The organism is Euryarchaeota archaeon (genome assembly GCA_016207515.1).
Taxonomy (GTDB): Archaea; Thermoplasmatota; SW-10-69-26; order JACQPN01; family JACQPN01; genus JACQPN01.
In genome coordinates, this window is the sequence record JACQPN010000025.1 from 136,187 (window position 1) to 154,587 (window position 18,401).

Annotated in this window: 15 protein-coding genes; 9 read left to right on the top strand and 6 right to left on the bottom strand. The window is 63.4% G+C overall.

What is annotated here, in order from left to right; translation table 11 throughout:
• Window positions 1–41: 41 nt before the first annotated feature.
• The 4 genes from HY556_11340 to HY556_11355 all read right to left on the bottom strand — a co-directional run bounded on the left by HY556_11340 (window position 42) and on the right by HY556_11355 (window position 7,880).
• Entirely contained in the window at window positions 42–3,935 is a 3,894-nt protein-coding gene (locus HY556_11340; GenBank protein ID MBI4394367.1) for a hypothetical protein, read from the bottom strand.
• A 267-nt stretch (window positions 3,936–4,202) separates the two neighbouring features.
• On the bottom strand, window positions 4,203–5,558 hold the full coding sequence (locus HY556_11345; protein ID MBI4394368.1) for a TldD/PmbA family protein: 1,356 nt from the start codon (window positions 5,556–5,558) through the stop codon (window positions 4,203–4,205).
• Window positions 5,559–5,645: 87 nt separating this feature from the next.
• The gene (locus HY556_11350; GenBank protein MBI4394369.1) at window positions 5,646–7,028 is read right to left on the bottom strand and encodes a TldD/PmbA family protein; all 1,383 of its coding nucleotides are present in this window, start codon (window positions 7,026–7,028) and stop codon (window positions 5,646–5,648) included.
• A 96-nt stretch (window positions 7,029–7,124) separates the two neighbouring features.
• Window positions 7,125–7,880, bottom strand: coding sequence for a hypothetical protein (locus HY556_11355; protein ID MBI4394370.1), 756 nt, complete (start codon window positions 7,878–7,880; stop codon window positions 7,125–7,127).
• Between the two features lie 254 nt (window positions 7,881–8,134).
• Between HY556_11355 and HY556_11360 the strand changes: the two genes are divergently transcribed.
• The 6 genes from HY556_11360 to HY556_11385 all read left to right on the top strand — a co-directional run bounded on the left by HY556_11360 (window position 8,135) and on the right by HY556_11385 (window position 13,108).
• A complete protein-coding gene (locus HY556_11360; GenBank protein MBI4394371.1) occupies window positions 8,135–8,413 on the top strand; it encodes a hypothetical protein in 279 nt (92 codons plus the stop codon).
• Between the two features lie 9 nt (window positions 8,414–8,422).
• A complete protein-coding gene (locus HY556_11365; protein ID MBI4394372.1) occupies window positions 8,423–8,992 on the top strand; it encodes a hypothetical protein in 570 nt (189 codons plus the stop codon).
• A 257-nt stretch (window positions 8,993–9,249) separates the two neighbouring features.
• Window positions 9,250–9,594, top strand: coding sequence for a transposase (locus HY556_11370; protein MBI4394373.1), 345 nt, complete (start codon window positions 9,250–9,252; stop codon window positions 9,592–9,594).
• A gap of 8 nt (window positions 9,595–9,602) precedes the next feature.
• Window positions 9,603–10,613, top strand: a complete 1,011-nt coding sequence (locus HY556_11375; protein ID MBI4394374.1) for an IS3 family transposase — start codon at window positions 9,603–9,605, stop codon at window positions 10,611–10,613.
• Window positions 10,614–10,694: 81 nt separating this feature from the next.
• Complete coding sequence (locus HY556_11380) at window positions 10,695–12,065, top strand: PAS domain S-box protein (protein MBI4394375.1); 1,371 nt, start codon at window positions 10,695–10,697, stop codon at window positions 12,063–12,065.
• Window positions 12,062–13,108, top strand: a complete 1,047-nt coding sequence (locus HY556_11385) for a response regulator (protein MBI4394376.1) — start codon at window positions 12,062–12,064, stop codon at window positions 13,106–13,108. Before HY556_11380 ends, HY556_11385 begins: the two co-directional genes overlap by 4 nt.
• On the opposite strand, the gene HY556_11390 is transcribed toward HY556_11385, so the two are convergent.
• Complete coding sequence (locus HY556_11390; GenBank protein ID MBI4394377.1) at window positions 13,039–14,157, bottom strand: phosphate uptake regulator PhoU; 1,119 nt, start codon at window positions 14,155–14,157, stop codon at window positions 13,039–13,041. The two genes, HY556_11385 and HY556_11390, sit on opposite strands and share 70 nt — an antisense overlap.
• A 170-nt stretch (window positions 14,158–14,327) precedes the next feature.
• Here HY556_11390 and HY556_11395 point away from each other — a divergent pair, with 170 nt between their 5' ends.
• Genes HY556_11395 through HY556_11405 form a run of 3 tightly spaced genes read left to right on the top strand, consistent with a single transcriptional unit; the run spans window position 14,328 to window position 17,052 of the window.
• Entirely contained in the window at window positions 14,328–15,890 is a 1,563-nt protein-coding gene (locus HY556_11395; protein MBI4394378.1) for a hypothetical protein, read from the top strand.
• 13 nt (window positions 15,891–15,903) lie between these two features.
• Window positions 15,904–16,356 carry a hypothetical protein gene (locus HY556_11400; GenBank protein ID MBI4394379.1) on the top strand — a complete coding sequence of 151 codons (453 nt, stop codon included), beginning with the start codon at window positions 15,904–15,906 and terminating at the stop codon, window positions 16,354–16,356.
• A 3-nt stretch (window positions 16,357–16,359) separates the two neighbouring features.
• A complete protein-coding gene (locus tag HY556_11405; protein MBI4394380.1) occupies window positions 16,360–17,052 on the top strand; it encodes a hypothetical protein in 693 nt (230 codons plus the stop codon).
• Between the two features lie 956 nt (window positions 17,053–18,008).
• Here the strand turns inward: HY556_11405 and HY556_11410 are convergent.
• A complete protein-coding gene (locus HY556_11410) occupies window positions 18,009–18,320 on the bottom strand; it encodes a PRC-barrel domain-containing protein (protein MBI4394381.1) in 312 nt (103 codons plus the stop codon).
• Window positions 18,321–18,401: the final 81 nt, after the last annotated feature.

Genomic DNA, 18,401 nt, shown 5'->3' on the forward strand with positions numbered 1-18,401 from the left:
ACTCTGTGTCCTTAAAGCTTGCGGCACGAGTCACCCCAAGCCTAGGAAAGACGCCTCTTCACCACGAGGGACAATGCCGCGACTCCCACCAAGAGAAAAACCGGTGACACGTCGGGAACCCCGACAAGCTCCTTGATAAGACCAGCCCTAACCGCAAGTGGGGGCGAGAAGCTCAACGCGATCTGGTTCCCGAAGTTGTCACTACCGCCCAAAACGAGTCGGTACAGCGTAGGCTTCTGGTCCTGTGCGGCCTGCCAAGTGGCCTTCCACCGGCCGCTCTCATACTTCAGGACCGGCTTCACGGGGTCCGGAGTGACGCCACGCCCGATCGTCGCAAGCGGCGTCCCCAGCTGCGGCGTCATCGAAGAACCGTCAGGGTAGGTCAGGGTGAAACTGTAAGTGACGGGGTCGCCCGTCCGGATCTCGATCGCCCCTTCGAAGATGAATGAGACGATGGTGGCCGATGCGACCCCGAACTGCGTGGAACTGCCCCGGATCTCGTTGCCGAAACCATCCGTCCCCGTGATCAGCGCCTTGTAAGCGATGAGCGGCGTCCCGGGGGCGCTACGCCACCGCGCGATGTACCTGTGGTTCGCAAGGTCGGGGACCTGCTCGAGGTCCGCGACCTTCTTCCCCGAATTCGCTTCGTACAGGCTGAAGCGGACGAAGACGTCGCCGGGTTCCGCGGGCGCGAAGATCGCGATGTCCTCTGTCCGGTTGATGAACGTGGAGGAGGTCGTGAGGGCGCGGGGCGCGAACCCTTCCGTGAGCCGAAAGCCTAGCGTGCCGTTGTTCACGAGCACGTTCCCGTAGGAATCGTTCCCCTCGATCCTCATCTCGTAATCGCCTATCTCCATGGTCGTGTTAGGCGACCAACCGGCCCTCCAGAGGTTTCCAGCCGCCGGTGAGACCAGGGCGGACCCGACGAGCCCCGAGGGGCCATAGACGTTGACGCCCGGGGCCCCGTCGACGAGGGAAAGGATCGCCCGCGACGGGTAGCGCACCTGGAACGTGATGTTCGCCTCGCTGTTACGCTGCGCGGTGGCTCCCGGAGCCTTCACGGGGATCACCTCGAGTTCGAGCGGCAAGAGCGTAACGTTCCCCAAAGTGATGTTTATCGGGTTACCGTAAGCGTCGCGGCCATTGAACCCGATGACATAGGCGCCCGTCTGCGTCTTCTCGCCCGGGTCCCATTTGAGGACGAACTTCGTAGGCTCCGTCTGCGGGACGATTCCGGCCTCGCGTCGACCGTCGCGCGAGATCTCCATCGCGAACCCGGCGTCGCCCGACTGGCGAAGGACCTCCGCCGTCACCGGGCGGCCTTTGCGGGCCTCGGGCGGCGGCAACTGGAGGACCTGCCGTTCGACGGGGACGGGGACGACGGTGAAGTTCTCCGAGAAGGAGACGATCGTCGCGAACGTCCGGTTACGCCCGATGAGGGCGAACCGGTAGACGCCCTCCGCCGTCGAGAGGTTCGTGCGGAAGACCCCCACGTGGTTGAAACCCTCCTCGGGAAGGCCCGAACCGCCTTTCGCGTCCCGTAGGCGAAGCCCCCACGACGACGTCGATGCCTCGAACCTTTGGACCTCTATTCGCGCGATGGCGCTACCCTCCTCCCCCGTGTCGCCCTCCGCGCCCTCGAATACGGCCAAGGCCTCCTCTCCGCGCCTCACGGTCTTCAAAGGGTTCGTGATGACGGAGCGCGGCTCCTGGTCGATGAAGAGCCTGAAAGTCGCCGAGACCGTGTCCTCTATCTCGTTGCCGAAGCGGTCGCCGCCGGACACTCGCAACTGGTAGGACGTCACGGGGGAGCTGCGGTTGTGCTCCCACGAAAAACCATAGGTCCCGGAATTGGAGTTGAATTCGAGGAGAAAAGGCCCCGCGACCTCGCGTCGCTGGCCCGTCCCAAGCAACGCCTCGACGGTCCCTATGACGCGTCCGCTCGCATCCCTGGGATCCACGGGGACACTCGGCGTGTCCGCGTAATGTAGGGCAAACGAGTAGAAGGCGGGGGCGGAGCCCGCGAGCATGAGGCTGTTCGGTTCACGGACCACGACCTTTGAGATGAGCGCCCCCGCGACAGTCCTTTTGACGTTCAGGAAGACGACGTTCGGTTCGGGCGCGATGCGGTCGCGTTCATCGACGCGGAAGAGCCACTCACCCAATGGGTCGTCCTTGATGGAGGGAATCGTGAAAGTGCCCACGAACTTGCCGCGATCCGCGTCGACGAGCGTGAGCTTCAGGTCGAAGAAGCCCCGGACCTCGCCGAATTCCCCGGCCTTGGTGACGTTGAGGGTCAAGGCGTCACGCGACGAGGTCGGAAGGCGCGAATTGTTGAGTGCGGTTCCGTCATGGTAGGTCGCGAAGACGAGCACGTCCACCTGGTTCAAGCGCCTCACCGGGTTCTCAGGGGAGCCGGCCTCATCGCCGTTCACGAGCGTCAAGAGCTTCACCTGGGGCCGCGCGACCGATATCGTGAACGCACCGGTCACCGCCTCGTTATAACCGTTCCCATGTTTGTCGAGGCCCGGCCTGAGGCGAAGCCGGTGCTCGCCAAGGTCCGGGAAGTCGATGGCCGGTCGGTAGGTGACGTTCCAGACACCCACCGCGCCCGTGTAGTTCGCGACCAGGCTTGCGGCCACCTTGCCGTCGGACTCCCGGACGAGGTCGACGCGGAGTTCGCTCGCGTTCTGACCGAGGACGAGGGGGGTATCGTCCGGGTAGGCGATGCTCAGGTTCAGGCCGATGAAGTGGAGCCTCTCCATGGAGCGGGGCGTTCCCAGGAACGCGGCCCCGAGGGTGGCGGGCGTCAGTGAAAAATCGGGTGAACTCGCTGGATCCACGGGGTTCCCGTAGCGATCCGTCTGGGAGGGCACGTTGACCCGGTACTTCGGGAACCCGGTGGCGTCGGTGAGGGCGAGATCCTTGGGAAAGCGCGGGGTCACGACCCAGAAATTGGCGCCCGTTGCGAACCTCGCCGTGTCGTTTCCGACGACCCCGACGCGGCCCAAGGCGTCGACTTGGAGAAGGCGCACCTTGAGTCCTTCCGACGTGTTGTCGCCCGGCCCGAACAGGTCCCCATTGACATAGGCGAGCCTGAAATTCGCCTGGAATTCCACGGTGCGGTTCACGAAGGCGGGTTCAGCGCCGATCCCCGGGGCGGCAAGCATAGTGACCGTGATGTTCGACGGGCGGACACGGAACGTCAACTCCTCGGAACCCTTCGAACCATGCGAGATGGTCACGTAATGCCTCAAACATGCCTCGGAGGCGCCAGCGCACTGGAGGTTCGCCGCGTACGACCGTGGGAAAGTCCAGTTATGCGTCATGAGGCCTGTGGGACCGGCCTTAACGATACGAAGATCGACCTGCGTCCGCAGGCCCGAATCGGTGACGCGCTCCAACTTGACGGTGACGTCTTCAAGGGAGGGAAAGCCCGCTGCCCGGATCCTCAACGTGTCCATCGTGCGAAGCGTCCCCCCCGGGAACCGGTAGACGTCCGCGGCCCAGACGTCGAAGGTGGTCGCCGGGTTGTCGGTCTGCGACGGGGTGCCGTCCGACTCCACGCGTATCGTGTACGTCGCGTTCCATTTCGGCTCGGAGGAAGATAGCGCCGATGGAAAATCGGTCGGGAAGCGGACGTCATTGTAACGTCTTCCGCCGCCGGCCGGCGAGCTGTCGGTCCCGGCGGCCTCGGTGAGGTTCAAGGAGTAGATCGCGGCGCAGCGCGAGCAGCTCACGGAAACGGTCTCGGTCGCGTCCGTCACCGGACCCCACCATACCCTGAAATTCACTTCCGACCCTTCAAGGAATATCGAGTCCGAGCGCAAAGCCACATCCTCCCCGATGCCGACGGCCTCCCCCGAGAGAAGGAGCAACGCCCCGACTAGGACAAGCGGTAGGACGAGCTCGGCTGACCCATGCGGCAACTTCAATGGCTTCAAACCTCCAAGGGCAACGCTTGGCGGCGAAAACGCCTCGACCCCACGGGTCTTAAACCTTTGTCACAACCGGGGTCGGTGACGCGAACCCGTGGCCTCCATGAGACCCCTCCCCGCTTGGGGCGCTTGGGGCCTTTTTCGACCCGGCGCAGGCTCCTCCCCTCCACCAACGTGTCCCGAAACGCGTTTTCGTCGGCCGTTCGACTCATCGGCTGCAGCGGCGCCCTTTTCCGGCGGGCAAGGGACGAGGACGCGGTCGTCTCACCGCCCCGCGACATTGACGCCCTCGAACCGGACCGAAGGCACGTGGAGGTTGACGGGGCTGAACGAGCCCGACATGTCCCGGTAGTCGTCGGCGACGCCCGTCACGCGCTTCATTAAATCGGGGAGGTTTCCGGATATCACGACGGGTTTGACGGCGTGCAGGATCTCCCCGTCCTTGATCCTGAAAAGCGTCGCGGCGGTCACGGAGAAATCCCCGCTCTGCGGGTTTGCCGTGTGGGCTCCCAGCAAATCATAGACGAGGACGCCGTCCTTCGTCGACGACACGAGGGCCCCGAACTTGACGTTGCGGGCGCGTAGCACTATGTTCCTACCGCAGGTGGTCGGGGGCGCTTTCACGCTGCGCTCCGCGTCGCGCCGCTCGTAGCGGAGGCTAGAACCCAAGGCGGGCGTTTCGCGGCGCGAAGCGCTTTCCAGGTCGGCGAGGACCCCCGTCAGGCGTCCCTTCTCGATGAGCACGTTGCGCTTCGACCGCACGCCTTCGTCGTCGTGGCTTGCGCTGTTCGGCATCGCCGGGTCGAGCGGGTCGTCGACGAGCGTCAAGGCGCTACTGGCGACCGTGTCGCCGATCCGCCCGGAGTACACTGATTGGCCCTTGTCGACCACGTCCGCATGCAACGCCTTGACGAGGAGGAACTCGAAAAGCGTCTCGGACGCGAACGGCGTGAATATCACTTCCTTCGGGGCCTTGCCAAGGCGTCTAGGGCGCGCGGCTCGAACGGCCAATCCACCCGCATTCCGGCCGACCTTGGCCCAATCGATACGACCGCGCATCTTGGAATCAAAATCGAAGCCCGTGGCCGAGCCGCCGTTCTTGTAGACCGTGTATGCGCTTGCATGGATGGACGTTGCGACCTCCCGGAAGCGGGCGCCTTCGCTGTTCACGAGCGCGCACCCGTCGGTGCCCCAGCCTACGCCCGCGCCCGCGACCACAAGATGAGGGTCAACGTCGAGCGCCGCGCGAGTCAGCGTGACGAGTCCCTCGACCCCCATCTCGGCCGTGAACGCTAAGATACGCGGGTCCGGCTTCAGGACAGCCGCCGCCTTCTTCTCGCCCGGGAAACGGTATTCGGTGCGCGCCGACAACCGGGAGATCTTGAGTGCCCGGCCTACCGCCGAGCGCGCCTCGTCGATGCCGGTGTAGTAGGCGAAGCCCAACCGGCCGCCCTTGATGACCCTTATGGCACTTGCCTCATGGGAGGCCGCGTGGGCGTTGCTCACCGAATCCTTTTCGACGGAAAAACTGGTGCCCGTCGACCACATCCCGAAGGCCTCCGCGGAGTCTGCCCCGGCGCGAACCGCGAGCCGGACGGCCTTTTCCAGGTCGCCAAGCACTTCAGCGGCCTCCATCGCGAGGCATCGGGTGGGCCCGATCCAAGCCGTCAAGAACGCGCGCGAGCCTCACGCCTTGCGGGACCCCCATCAACCGCCCCCCACCAACGCTTCGCTCATCCTCACGTAAGGGCCGCCGTCTCCGACCGGCACGAGTTGTCCCTTGCCGCAAAAACCCGGGGAGGCGAGTTCCACTTTCTTCCCGACCGCGTCGATCCTGGCGAGGGTCTCCAGGATGAGACCGTTGATCGAGACGTCAAGAAGCGGTGTGGTGATCTCCCCACGCTCGATGAGGAACGATTCCTGCGCGCTGAACTGGAAAGTCCCCCGCGCGACGTCCACTTGCCCACCGCGGGTGCCCATGGCGAGTATCCCCCGTTTCGTGTCCTTTATCATCTCCTCGAAGCCCCAGTCGCCGGCATCGATCATCGTGTTGCTCATGCGCACCAAAGGGCGTACTGAGTAATCCTCCGCCCGCGCCCCGCCGTTTGGCTTCATGCCGAGTCTTCCCGCGGTCTCCCGGGAGTGGATGTAACCGGCGAGCTGGCCGCGCTCGAAGAGCACCTTGCGTTTTGACGGCAACCCTTCGGCATCGAACGGGATGCTTCCGAAAGCGCCTCTCACCGAGGAATCGTCGACTATCGTGACCTCGTCGCTTCCGAACTTCTCCCCGATGCGGCCGGCAAGTAGACTTTCCCCCGCGATGACGAGGTCCGCCTCGCATGCGTGTCCGAGCGCCTCGTGGGCGAAGACACCCGTGAGGTCGGGATCCGTTATCACGGGGACCTTGCCAAGAGGCGGGCGTCTTGCCGACAGCATACGTACCGCCGCTTTCGCGGAATGCGCGACCGCTTCCTCCGGATCTTGCTTGGAAAAGAGCTCCATGCCTTTTGTCCCGCCGATCCTGACGCGATGGGACGTCATCCGGTCGCCGCGACGCGCCCCGATGTCCGATTGGAAGAGGAGCCGCGTGAGGCCGTGTTCGCGCCGCAACCCTTCGCTGGTCTCGTAAACGGTCTCCGTCCGGGTCATTTCGACGCCCGTGGAGACGGAATTCACCTCCGCTTCGCCCTTGGCGGTCTTCCCGACGTCCATGAGGAATTGGATCCATTCCTGCGGGGTCTTGTCGAACGGGTCCTTCTTTGGCTTCCAAAACCGTCGGGCGGGTGCGGTGGACACGGGCGCGAGCGTGATCTTCTCCTTTGCATGCGGCGCGGCCGAACGAGCGACGCGTAACGCCTTCTCCACGGCCTTGGCCACGCCGGTCCTTGTCACATCGGTCGTCGACGATAGGCCCCAGAGCCCACCATAGAGGACGCGTACGCCCACCCCACTCTCGCTTCCCGACACGCAGCGCCGGATCTCCCCGTCCTTCACATCGAGAACAAAGCGTTCGTCCTTCTCGTAACGGATGTCGGCGAAGGTCGCCTTGCCCTTCACCGCGGCCGCGAAGGCCCTTGCGTTGACACCCACGCTATGGCCCTAAGTCAGCGGCCTTTAAAAATTACGACTAGAGCGCGCGACGGGGCTCACGTACGACTCGTGGTCTTGGAAAGCCGGATGACGCCGTCACGCCGTGCCGGGCGGGCCGGTGTCGCCGTCGAAGTTCTGGGCCGAGGGCCTGCAGGCTTCGTAGGTGACTTGGGACATCTCGCGCCAGAGTTCCTTCTCGTACTCTTGGGGATCAGTGGTGTCGATGTACGTGATGAGCAAGCGGTCGCGCGAGCTGGGTCGGTAGAGATCGGGGTCGACCGTGATCCTTTCCCAGGTCGCGTTCCCCAGGAGGTTTACAAGCGGTGAATCGGATCTGGGTCGCGCCGAGCACGATCCGCCCTCTGAGAAGTCGAAATGTTGGACCCACATCTGGACCTCCTTGCCGCCGCCGTTCTTGTATGACCTGGACTGGTCGATGACCAAGGTATCGGTCGTGAGCCTCATTCCCATCGTATGCAGGAAGAAACCGATGGAGACGTTGGTCGCATGGAGGTGGGTCACGTCGCCGACCCCGCCTTCGACGTGGACGTGCGAGTCCCTGACCTGGTACTGGGACGCACCGAAGTTCACAGGTTCGAGACGGTCTACGAAGACGGCGAAGTCTGTGTGCACGTGGGCGCTTCCGACGAGTCCGAGCCCCTGGGAGACCCGAATCTCATAATCACGGTCCGCGGAGCGTGGCGCTTTCAGGATGCCCGACGTCAAGGCGTAGCCGATGCCGACCACGATGAGGATGGCGACGAGCGCGAGGATGAGCGACTGCGTCCGGTTCCCCCCGGCTCCTAGGCCTGCGCCGCCAGATTTGACCCGCCGTCCGACCTTTGCCAACATAATCGGGCGGCAGAACGACTCGTCGCCCTTAAAGGCTTTGATGGGCCCGCTTGGGCGAAAGGGTCGGGGCCCGCTGGGGCGAAAGGGTCGTCAACACGTCGCACAGCCGATGCTGTAAACGGATGCGAAACGCCGCCCCGCAGGGCGCCCCACAGGAGGCGAGGCCCTTACAGCGGAGGCGCAAAGCCCGCCACCGGGCGAAGAAACCGACGCATTATTATACGAAAGTCGTGGATTAAAATGCGGGATGCACGATGTCGACAGCATACATGCTCGTTTGCGCGAAACCAGGCCGCGTCGGCGAAGTCCTTCGCAGGCTGGATGGGGTGCCTGGCGTCAAAGACCACGAGATCCTTTTCGGGGAGCAGATCGCCGCGAGGGTCGACTTCGCGGGCGTGAGTCTCGAACAGGCCGCCAGCACACTCAAGGCCATAGACGGGATACTGGAAAGCCGGATGTACGTGGGGAAGCGCTGCCACCTACTGGTCCGACCGGCCCGTTTCTACCCGACCGGTCGTAGCTCCACGAACTAGGTGTCCGTCATGGCGAAAGGTGTCTCCGAACATTTCGTGAAGATAATGGACGGCGAGGGACGCTCCGCGAGCCGGGGACTGGTCGCCTTCGCAGGGTTGGGGGCGGCGACCTACTTTCTCGCTGAACTCTCCGACCCCGACGCGTACGGAGCGAACGTCAAGACGTTCGCCGCCGCGCTGGGGCTCGGGGCGGCCCTCGGCGCCCTCTACGCGTACAGGACGTTCGACGCTTACGCGAAAAGCCTCAGGGCGAAGTGGGACCATTGGATGCGCGATTCCGTCGGGTCGGCAACCTTGGGAGAGCTCGCGGCCAAGGTCAACGACCGTGAACCGCCCTCCGCCTGGAGGCGGGCCGTAGCGGCCTCCATCTTCATCGTAGGAAACGCGGCCTTCTTCATCGCCATGTGGCTCGGCGTCGAGCTAGGCGGCCTGGCGACGGCGTTCGCGGGCATCGATGGTCTACTCGTGGGCGCCTTGGCTGGCAAGGCGTTGTGGACGATCTACTGGACTCGGAGCTTTGACAAGGCCGTCGAGGAACTCATCGGCTCGGGGCGCGTCGGCGTTTGGGGCGATCGGTGACCGTTGAAGGTCCGAAAACTAACAAACGCTTGAAACGACTACTCTGGACTTGCCAACGCAGAAGCGGATAACGTAAGCCAAGGAGCCTGCTCGGGAATCGTTCGCGGTTTCCTGACTCGTTTCGATGAACGCGTATCTTGCGCCATCATGCCAGAATCACGGGAACGCTCGGAGGGAAAACGCTCAAGCCTTATGAGATGTTTCAGCCAAAGTGAGACAGGTCAGGTCTTCCATTTCTGAACGATTCCCCCTCCCGCATGATGGAGGAAGGGGAATCAATAATGGAGAACGGAAACAGGAAGAAATGGACGCCTCGGGCAAAACTCGAGATCGTCCTCGAAGGCATGAAGAACGAGACCGGCATCGCCGACGTCTGCCGCAAGCACGGGGTCAGTACGACCACGTACCATCTTTGGCGGGACCGGTTGTTCAAGAACGCTGGCAAGGTCTTCGAACACGCCAGTCGGGACAAGCCGGACCATGAGGTCGAAGAACTCCAAGCCGAACTCCAACGGCCGAAGAACGTCATCGCGGAGATCACGAGCGAGAACCTGGAGTTTAAAAAAACTCCTGGGCGCTGGAAGACGGGCCGCGTGAGATAGAGCGACTCATGCCCCTAATCGAGGAAACGATCCGGGACACGAGACGGCGCGTCCGATGGCCCACGCGGCTCATCCTCGCCCGACTCGGAGTCCCGAAGGCGTCGTACTACAGGTGGCGAAAGACGAGCCCGTTGGTACGAGAGGAGCGACCGCCTCAACCGTTCGAGATCCTCCCCGAGGAACGCGAGGCGGTCCTCTGCTACGGCCGAGAGCACCCGAAAATCCGCCACCGCGAACTCGCGTGGCGGATGGTGGACGAGGACGTCGCGTACGTCTCGAAAAGCATCGTCTACCGGATCTTGAACGAGGAAGGCCTCATCGCGGAGTGGCAACAGTACCGGCGAGAGAAGAGGTTATTCATCCGGGCGGAGGCGCCCGATGTGAAGTGGCAGTCGGACATCACGTACATCAAACTCGGTGGACGGAATTATTACCTCATCACGTTCATCGATGCGTACTCGCGGTACATCACGTACTGGGACCTCTTGACCAGGATGGACGGCGACTCGGTGAGCCTGGCCGCGGAGGCGGCCCTTGGCCGCCTCGCTGGCGGGAAGATGCCGATCATCCAGACCGACAATGGGAGCGGGTACATCAGTCGAGACTTCAAGATCGTCCTCAATCGGAGAGGCATCACGCATCACCGGATCAGGCCGCATACGCCGACGGACAACGCAATCGTCGAACGCGTCGAGAAGACAATCAAGGCCGAGCTCCAAAATCATGAGCCGGAAACACCCGACGCTGCCCGACTCATCATCGAAGGGATCATCCGCTGGTACAACCACGAACGACTACACTCGTCAATCGACTTTCTCCCACCGTGGGTTATGTACCGTGGTAATCCCCAAGAGGTCCTCGAACGGCGGCGAGTCAAACTCGCCGCCGCGCGTCACAGGCGAAGGGAACTCAACCTTCGTCGGCGCCAGTCACGCTTATATCTCGAACAGGGAATGACATTCACGCGGGAACCGGAATCGCAAAGAAACGAGGAGACCCGATTGTCTCACTCATGCTGAAACGTTACACCTCCGTGCCCTGTAGTTCATGTGACTAATCATCCAAACATAGATAGCACGCACCGCGCGTTGCGGCGTTCCGTGGGCGCATCCGTCGGTGTTGGCATCGTCGTCCTCGACGCAGAGGGATGCGTCTTGCTCGCGAGCAACGAGGTCCCAAGCCTTCTTGGCCTCGCGATACTCAACCCCGGAATGCCGCTGACTCAAGCGGCTTCGCATCTCCCGGCGCAAGTCCGGAGTGCCATCGACGACGCCGTTCTTCGCGGCCGCGACGCCTCGCTGCGCGCCGTCCGCGCCCCCGCGCGCGGCCTACTCGATTGGGAGATCGTCGCGCGCACCGATCCGAAGACAAACCGCGTCATTGAGGTCGTGATCACGCTCGCGGAGTCGCCTGCCCGAGGGGAGCTCTCGTATCAGGCATTCATCCACAGCACGGATGCAATCCTGATCACGAATCGAGCCGGCGTCATCGTCGATGTCAACCCCGCGTTCGAACGGATCTACGAATTCGCGCGGGAGGATTGCGTGGGCAAGACGCCCCGCATCGTCAAGAGTCCCACGACGCCTCGCGCCATTTACATTCGCATGTGGCGCGACATCCTCGACCCGGCCATCGGTCGATGGTCGGGGGAGCTGACGAATGTCGACAAGGCCGGAAATGAACACCGTGTTCTGTTGAACATCGACGCGGTCCGGGACGAGACTGGCACCATCACGCACTTCATGGGCGTCGCGACCGACGTGAGCACGCGTCGCGCCTTGGAGCGGCGTGCGGCGCACGCAGAGAAGCTCGCCGCGCTGGGAAGCCTCGCGGCCGGCGTCGCGCACGAACTCAACACGCCGCTCGCGAACATCCTACTCCTGGCCGAGAACCTGCGCCGGCGTACGACCGACCCCGAGGCGCACGTCCGACTCGAGACGCTCATGGCCCAAACCGAGGCGGCCTCGCGGATCGTGGGGAGCCTCCTCGACTTCTCACGCCAACACGAGATACAATTCCGCGAGCTCGACCTCGTGCCGCTCGTGCGCGACGCGCTGGCGTTCGTGCGCGGGAAGAGCCCGCCCGGCGTCGTCATCCGCGAGGTGCGTGAAGAGGGGACGTTCCTTGTCCTCGGGGATCGCGACCAACTCACTCAGATCGTCGTCAATATCGTCCATAACGCGATTTACGCGATCGGTGGCAATGGCGTCGTCACTGTTCGCGTGGGCGGCGACGAGAACCATGCGATCCTCGCCATCGCTGACACGGGGCCTGGCATCCCGCCCGACGTGCTGCCGCGCATCTTCGAGCCGTTCTTCACCACCAAACCCGAGGGAAAAGGGACCGGCCTCGGTCTTGCAATCTGCTATGGCATCGTCCAATCGCACGGCGGCGTGATAGAAGCGACGTCGCTTCCTGGATCGGGCGCGACGTTCACAATCAGGCTCCCCCGCGCGGAGGTGTCCGCGTGAAACTGCGGATACTTATCGTCGATGACGACGCGGTCTTCCGTGCCGAGTTCTCCGACGCACTCAAGGCGGAGGGTCACGACGTTTCCGCGGCACCCGATGTCGCCGACGGGGTCGCCGCCCTCCAAAAGCGGCCCTTCGACGTCGTGTTCACGGACCTCCGCATGCCGCGCAAGGGCGGGCTCGATCTCATTCGCCAAGTCAAACGGCGCTGGCCGTCAGTCCTCATCATGGTCGTCACGGGCTTCGCCGCCATCGACACAGCCGTAGAAGCGATGCGGCTGGGAGCGTTCGACTACGTCCAGAAGCCGTTCCGCATCGACGCCGTCCGCAAGTCACTCGCGCTCGTCGAACAGGAGATCGCGTTCGAGCAGCTTTCGCTCGTCGACCATGACCCCGTGGCCCTTGCGGCGGAGATCGCCCGCCGCGAAGACATCGACGTGCTTCTTGTCTCGCCGGAGCTGCCCACGCCGCTTCCGCCGCGCGTCCAGCACACACCTCTTGAACCCATGCAGCCGTACAAGATCAAGGAAGCCTTCGTCCGCTTCGCCGAGGGAAAGCCGCGGGCAGGGCTCGTCGTCGGGAACATGGATCGCGTGCTGGCCGTCCACCCTGTGAGCGACTGCGTGGAAATCCTTCGAAGGCTCCGCGACGAGGCGCACGGCCGGGGCCCCATCGCGATCGGATTCAACCCGGCGGCCTTGCGACGCGACGCCATCGCGGCGCTACGCGCGGCACTCGCCGCCCCCGAACTTCACGGCCTTGTCGAAGCCATCGGCTCGCCCATCCGCCGACGCGTACTCCGTCGTCTCGAAGCGGGGCAAGCATCCTTCACACAGCTTCTCGAGGCGAGCGGTATCACTGAATCGCCCAAGCTGTCGTTCCATATCCGTCGCCTCGTCGACGTCGGCTTGTTGGGCCAAGCGGGGGCGGACTACCGGCTTACACCCAAAGGCGCGCAGGCAGTGGGTGTGCTTCATCGCCTGGAAGAGGCCGCGACGCGCGAGCCGTTCTCGTTCATGCTGTTCGGGTCGAACACCGGATGATCCCCCGGCGGGTCCTCGCCCGCAGCCTCCACGCGTCGGCGCAGCGCGTTGTTCATCGCGGTCTCCCCGATGACCCGGGTGAAGCGACAAACGTCGCGCAGCGCCATGGCGCACGCCGTGAGCATCGTGGCGCCGGCGGGGTCGCAGACGCGAGCAAGCACACTTTCGGTGAAATGGACCTTCTCGTGCTCCATCTCGTAGATGCTCTCGAGGAGGGCGCTGGCGCGCTCCGCGGAGCCCGAAAAGAAGGCGTCGACTCCTACGGCCATGTGGCTGCAGATGCGGTTGACGAACTGGTCAAGTCCGACGCGGATATCGTCCGCGATCTTGATGTCTTGATCCTGGAAGCGGAGCACGACATCGGCGACTGTCTCCATGCTGTCGCCGATCTCTTCGAGCGCCTTGGCCAGGACTCTGCATCCCATGGCCTCCTGCACAGAGTCGAGCCCCATGTGATGCGCGACGGCACGGTCGTTCGTCGCCAGCGTCAGGAAGCGCACCGTGAGATAGTAGAGCCGGTCCGTCTGGTCGCCCAAGGCGAGGATCTCGCGGGCCGCGTGCGCATCCCGGTCGGCGAGGATGGGTATCGCGAGCGCCACCATGTCATCTGTGACTTTGAGGAGACGATGGACGTGCTCACTGAGCCCGCTCCATGAAGGGTCGAGGTAGCTCTGGACCCGGAAAACGGCTGGCCCGCTCTCGACCACCGCGAAGCCGGTGAGCCGTTGGGCCGTCAAGCGAAGTGCGTCGAGTTGCTCGCGCGTGAAGGTGCTCTGCGCGAAGACGTCGACCGTATCGTAGGCGGACACGTAGTAGCCGATCAGCACGCGCTCCAGCTCGCGTGGCGAGGTCCCTGGTTCTGTGGTGAACGTGGCGCGAACGGGAGCGACACTACAGCCGTCCGCGCGAAAGAGGATTAGGGAGGCGTCCTCCTCGTCGCGGAAGTTCACCGCGTCGCCCGCGTTGAGACCGATGCGCTTGGCCCACCTGCGGGGGAGGGTGACGGCGAGACTATTCGTGCCCACTTTGTGCACCCGACGGACGTCCATACCCCCTTCACTCGCCCCACAATGCCTTAAAACCAGTAGTCGTTTTGCTTGCATGAGAGAGCGAAAGTGGGGGCGGGTAGCGACTAGTCGCTATAGTGCGGGTGCTGAGTCAAATCCGTCGCACGGACGACCGAAATAGGTGACACCCGCCTGTTCCCTTCGGAGATCCCATGTTTAGCCTCCAGAAGACGCACTTCGCAATCGCCGTCGCCGGCATCCTCTTGGGCGCCGTCGCGGCCTACGGCTATGTCAGAGTGACTACAGAGGACGAGATAGTGGCCGCCCCGTCCGCGGCAACGGGAGCATCGTCGGGAAGCGGGACCACCTTTCGCACGATGAGCGTTTCCAAGCTCCCGACCGAAACGGTCCCTGCGGGGAACGTGCAGAGTCGTCTGGCGACGCCCCCCACTGGATGGGACACGTCCTTCGCCGTCCGTCTCGACGTCAAGCTGCTTGGCCAATATGACTCCCGCGGTCCCGCCGCGTGGGACGCGGCCAAGCACCCGCTCGTGTACGTCACGACGAACGGCGCGGGCTACGCCGGGTTCTTCTCTGGCCTCGACCTCCCCGGCATCGCCATCATCGACGCAGACACGTACGAGGTAATCCTCGAGAAGCAGTTCAAGCTTGACGGCGTGGAACCCAAGAAGCACTTCGAGGACCACGGCGTGGGCGTCTCGCCCGACGGCAAGTGGATCTACCTCCCAACGGCCGACATGAACAAGACCGTCTCGGAACGCGGGCGTCTCCTCATCATCGACGCGAAGACGCTGAAGGTCGACAAGGTGATCCAGCCCGCCGGGAACCCCCACCACATCAAGACAGTCGATTACTACGACGGGAAGGCGGTCAAGAACCTCGTCCTCGTCGAGATATTCAACTGGAACAACCCGGGCGGCGGGCCGGGTTCCGGCATCTTCGTTCTGGACCCGATGGACGACAACCGCGTCGCCGGCGGGTTCCGCAGCGAAGACGTCCAAGCTAACCCGTATCTCGCGTTCCCCCACCCAGATGGCCGCCACCTCTTTGTGGGTCTGCCTCCGGGCCCGATCGGCGACCCTGACATCAAACACCACGCCGAGGGATGGGTGGCCGTGATTGACATGACGACCTGGAAGCCCGTTGACTTCTACATGGCGGGCTTCGACCCCATCTGGACGGCATTTACTGCCGATGGGCAGTTCGCCTACGTCACGGACGGCGGCTCCGACGAGATCTTCAAGATCGACAATGTGGAGCAGAGGGAGGTCGGCACGAGCCGTTCCTCCGTCCACGGCGCCTACGGCGGCCACCTCAACTGGGACGAGACGAAGCTCTTCACCGTCGAGAAGGGCGAAGCCTCCCACAACCGTGGCAAGACGCTGGGTGAAGTGGACGTCGTGGGCATGAAGCCGGTGGACAACCACGAGATGCACTGCCTCCGCGGCGATCACGGCCTCATCCACCCAGACCCTGCGAGGAACGAGCTGTGGATCAGTTACAACAGCAACTTCCGAGATGTCGTCTTCGACATGGAAAAACTCGAGATCAAGACGACGATCAACCACACAGGAAGCTCGCACAACGGCGCATTCGTCAAGTACGCAGTCGTCCTGGACGGCTCGTGGACCGGCGAAGTCCTCTCCGACCAGTCCGGACTCCACGGCTCCGCACGCGTGCTGAAGGAAGACATGCTCGGCGTGAAGGAGATCGTCTACGGGGCGACGACGACCCCGGTGACGGTCTTCCGGTGAAGGTGCGATCGCCATGACCAAGACAGCGAGCTTCCGGAACTTCGGGTTCGTCATCGCTCTTGGCGCCGCAGCCTTGGCGCTCGCGGGGTGCGTCAATAACGACCCGGCGGAAAGCCAGAGCGTGGTACCATCATCGGGCATGGCATCGTCCTCGTCCACCGATGGCGTAAAACGGTTTGACGTTAACATCACCGAAAAGGGATTCAGGGTGCACGATGGGAAAGAGCTTCGAGTCAAGCAGGGCGACAACGTCAGTATCGTGTTCCACCACGCGGAACCCTTCGGCGACGATCACCCGATCTACTTCACATGCACGGACCGTGCCGCGACCGTGACCGCGACAAGCGGGACGGCCACGATGGCTTTCGTCGCGAAGAAGGCGGGCACCTGCGCCTTCTTCTGCACGAACGGAGATTGCGGGCCCCACAAGAACCTCCAAGATGGAAAACTCATCGTGGAGGCATAGGTCATGGCGCCTCGCGGCCTTGTCGTTGCTGTAGGATCCGGGTTGGGCATCTCGCTCCTCGCGTTCGCCGCCGTGTTGGCAATTGTCGACGTTTGGGGGGAATCTGTTCAGACGCCGCAGGCGGCAGCAACCGCAACACCCCAGGCACTGCCCTTCACGGCGGTCCCGCTCGACGACGATTCCGCATGGACGACCAAAGAGAACGAATCCGGCGCCGCGAGGCTCGTCATCCGCCAATTCGGGACGGAGCTTGGCTACGTTCGCATGGGCACGTCGACCTCCATCTGTGCGGAGGTCGTCGACGCGCACGGCGCACCCGTAGAAGGCGCACACGTCGCGTTCGTCGCCCACGGACAAGCCGCGATCGAGCCCACGAACGCCCTGACGAACGACGTGGGGTCTGCTTGTGCAAGCCTCACGCCACACGCAGGAGGGTCGCTCCATGTGCAAGCGATCGCCACGAAGGACGGATACGAGCCTGCGAGCGCGGGCAAAGTCTCCGAAGTCGTGGATGCCTCCGAGACAACGCCAGGGCCTGCGGGCGCGAACCTCACGGTCCCCGCGGTTTTCGCGGGAGTCGCGGGACTCGTGCTCCTCCTCGGCGCAGCGCTTCTTACGCGCGGGGGGGTGGCCCGAAGGCGCTTAACCGAAGAGATACCCAGCATGCGTCCCTCAAGTTCTTTACGGAGGTCTTGAGCGGCGGCTCGTTGACTTTGACCGGCACGCCTCCCCCGGTAACTCCAGGTCCAAAACACGAGTGCCTTGCCTGCGCGCGAACCACGTGGCCATCGCGACCGCACATCGAGCGCAAGCAGGACGCGCGAGATTTGATCCCGGAGACGACAATGGAATCGGGATCTCCTGGCGGCGCGTCGTGAAGCGTGCGGAAGACGTCCGCGCCAGACGGGCGGGGCTGCGTCCCCGCCCGACTCCTTTTCCTCAGCTACTCAGAGATGACATCTAAATCATCCTGCCAAAGAAACTCGGCCCACTCGTGCTCGCAGCAGCTGTCGTCGGCACCTTGATAGTCGCTGCCGTCGCGTGGGCTGCGACGGTCACGTTGATGTGCTCGCCGTCGTCCCGTCGGGATGCATGTGGGATCGCGGTCACTCCAGCGCATTGAGCGTCGCGGAACGCGCGGATCCGCGCGAAATTGTTGTGGTCTCCGGAGAGGTCGAATTACTCATCGATTCCGATAGCGTGGCCAAGCTTGGTCGGGTCCGCTTGGAGCGCATCGACGGCCCCGCACAGCGCTTTCGTGCGGGTCGTGAATTCCAAGTCCGAAGGGCGCTGTCCATGCGGCGTCCACGACCTGTTGGGCGGACGCGGCCCTCCCTCTGGTCAGCCACCTTACCAGTCCGGTCAAATCTTCGTCGAGGGGGCAGCCCGTTTTTCGTCGGTGCCGCAGTTGATGCATGACCTTCGAGAAACAGCGACGGACGGCGTGAGGCGCCCGTTCGAACCCACCGAGCCCAAGGAATGGCGCTAAGCGAAATCGTATATGAACACAAGGGGCAGGCGGCATGGATAGTCTTGAACCGCCCCAGGTCGTATGACGCCTGCACCGTCGCCACCCTCAAAGAGCTATCCCGCGCGGTCTGCAAGGCCAACTCAAGAAAATGACCGGAACGCTTTCTAGAAACGATCCTGTCTCAGGCCCCAATCTCTTTGGCGCCGTTCTCGCCGGTCTTCTCGCCCGTCGTCGCCTCCTTCTTCTTCGTCAACTCCTCGGGGAAGAAGCGCAGGATCATGACATCGTCGAAGGACGAGACCCAACGATAGGGGATGGAGACGTCTCGCCCTCCGTCCACGAGGATGGGGTTCGTCTTCCCGACAAGTATCGAGTCGAGTTTCCGCCCGGGAAGGTCAAGGATGAGGTTCTTCACGTTACCGACGAACGTGCCGTTCTTCGTGTAGACGGGGAGGTTGACGAAACGCGTTATCTCTTCCAATAGTGCACCCAACCCGCCTTAGATTGGTCGGCGTATAAAGCCCTTGCTTTTTCTTTCCACGCCCGCGATCCGACGCCTCGGGTCGCGCCTCGC

Bases quoted from the DNA above. Each gene is read 5' to 3' on its own strand.
- HY556_11355 (MBI4394370.1), bottom strand. From the start codon at position 7,880: ATGTTGGCAAAGGTCGGACGGCGGGTCAAATCTGGCGGCGCAGGCCTA.
- HY556_11360 (MBI4394371.1), top strand. From the start codon at position 8,135: ATGTCGACAGCATACATGCTCGTTTGCGCGAAACCAGGCCGCGTCGGC.
- HY556_11365 (MBI4394372.1), top strand. From the start codon at position 8,423: ATGGCGAAAGGTGTCTCCGAACATTTCGTGAAGATAATGGACGGCGAG.
- HY556_11370 (MBI4394373.1), top strand. From the start codon at position 9,250: ATGATGGAGGAAGGGGAATCAATAATGGAGAACGGAAACAGGAAGAAA.
- HY556_11375 (MBI4394374.1), top strand. From the start codon at position 9,603: ATGCCCCTAATCGAGGAAACGATCCGGGACACGAGACGGCGCGTCCGA.
- HY556_11390 (MBI4394377.1), bottom strand. From the start codon at position 14,157: ATGGACGTCCGTCGGGTGCACAAAGTGGGCACGAATAGTCTCGCCGTC.
- HY556_11395 (MBI4394378.1), top strand. From the start codon at position 14,328: ATGTTTAGCCTCCAGAAGACGCACTTCGCAATCGCCGTCGCCGGCATC.
- HY556_11400 (MBI4394379.1), top strand. From the start codon at position 15,904: ATGACCAAGACAGCGAGCTTCCGGAACTTCGGGTTCGTCATCGCTCTT.
- HY556_11405 (MBI4394380.1), top strand. From the start codon at position 16,360: ATGGCGCCTCGCGGCCTTGTCGTTGCTGTAGGATCCGGGTTGGGCATC.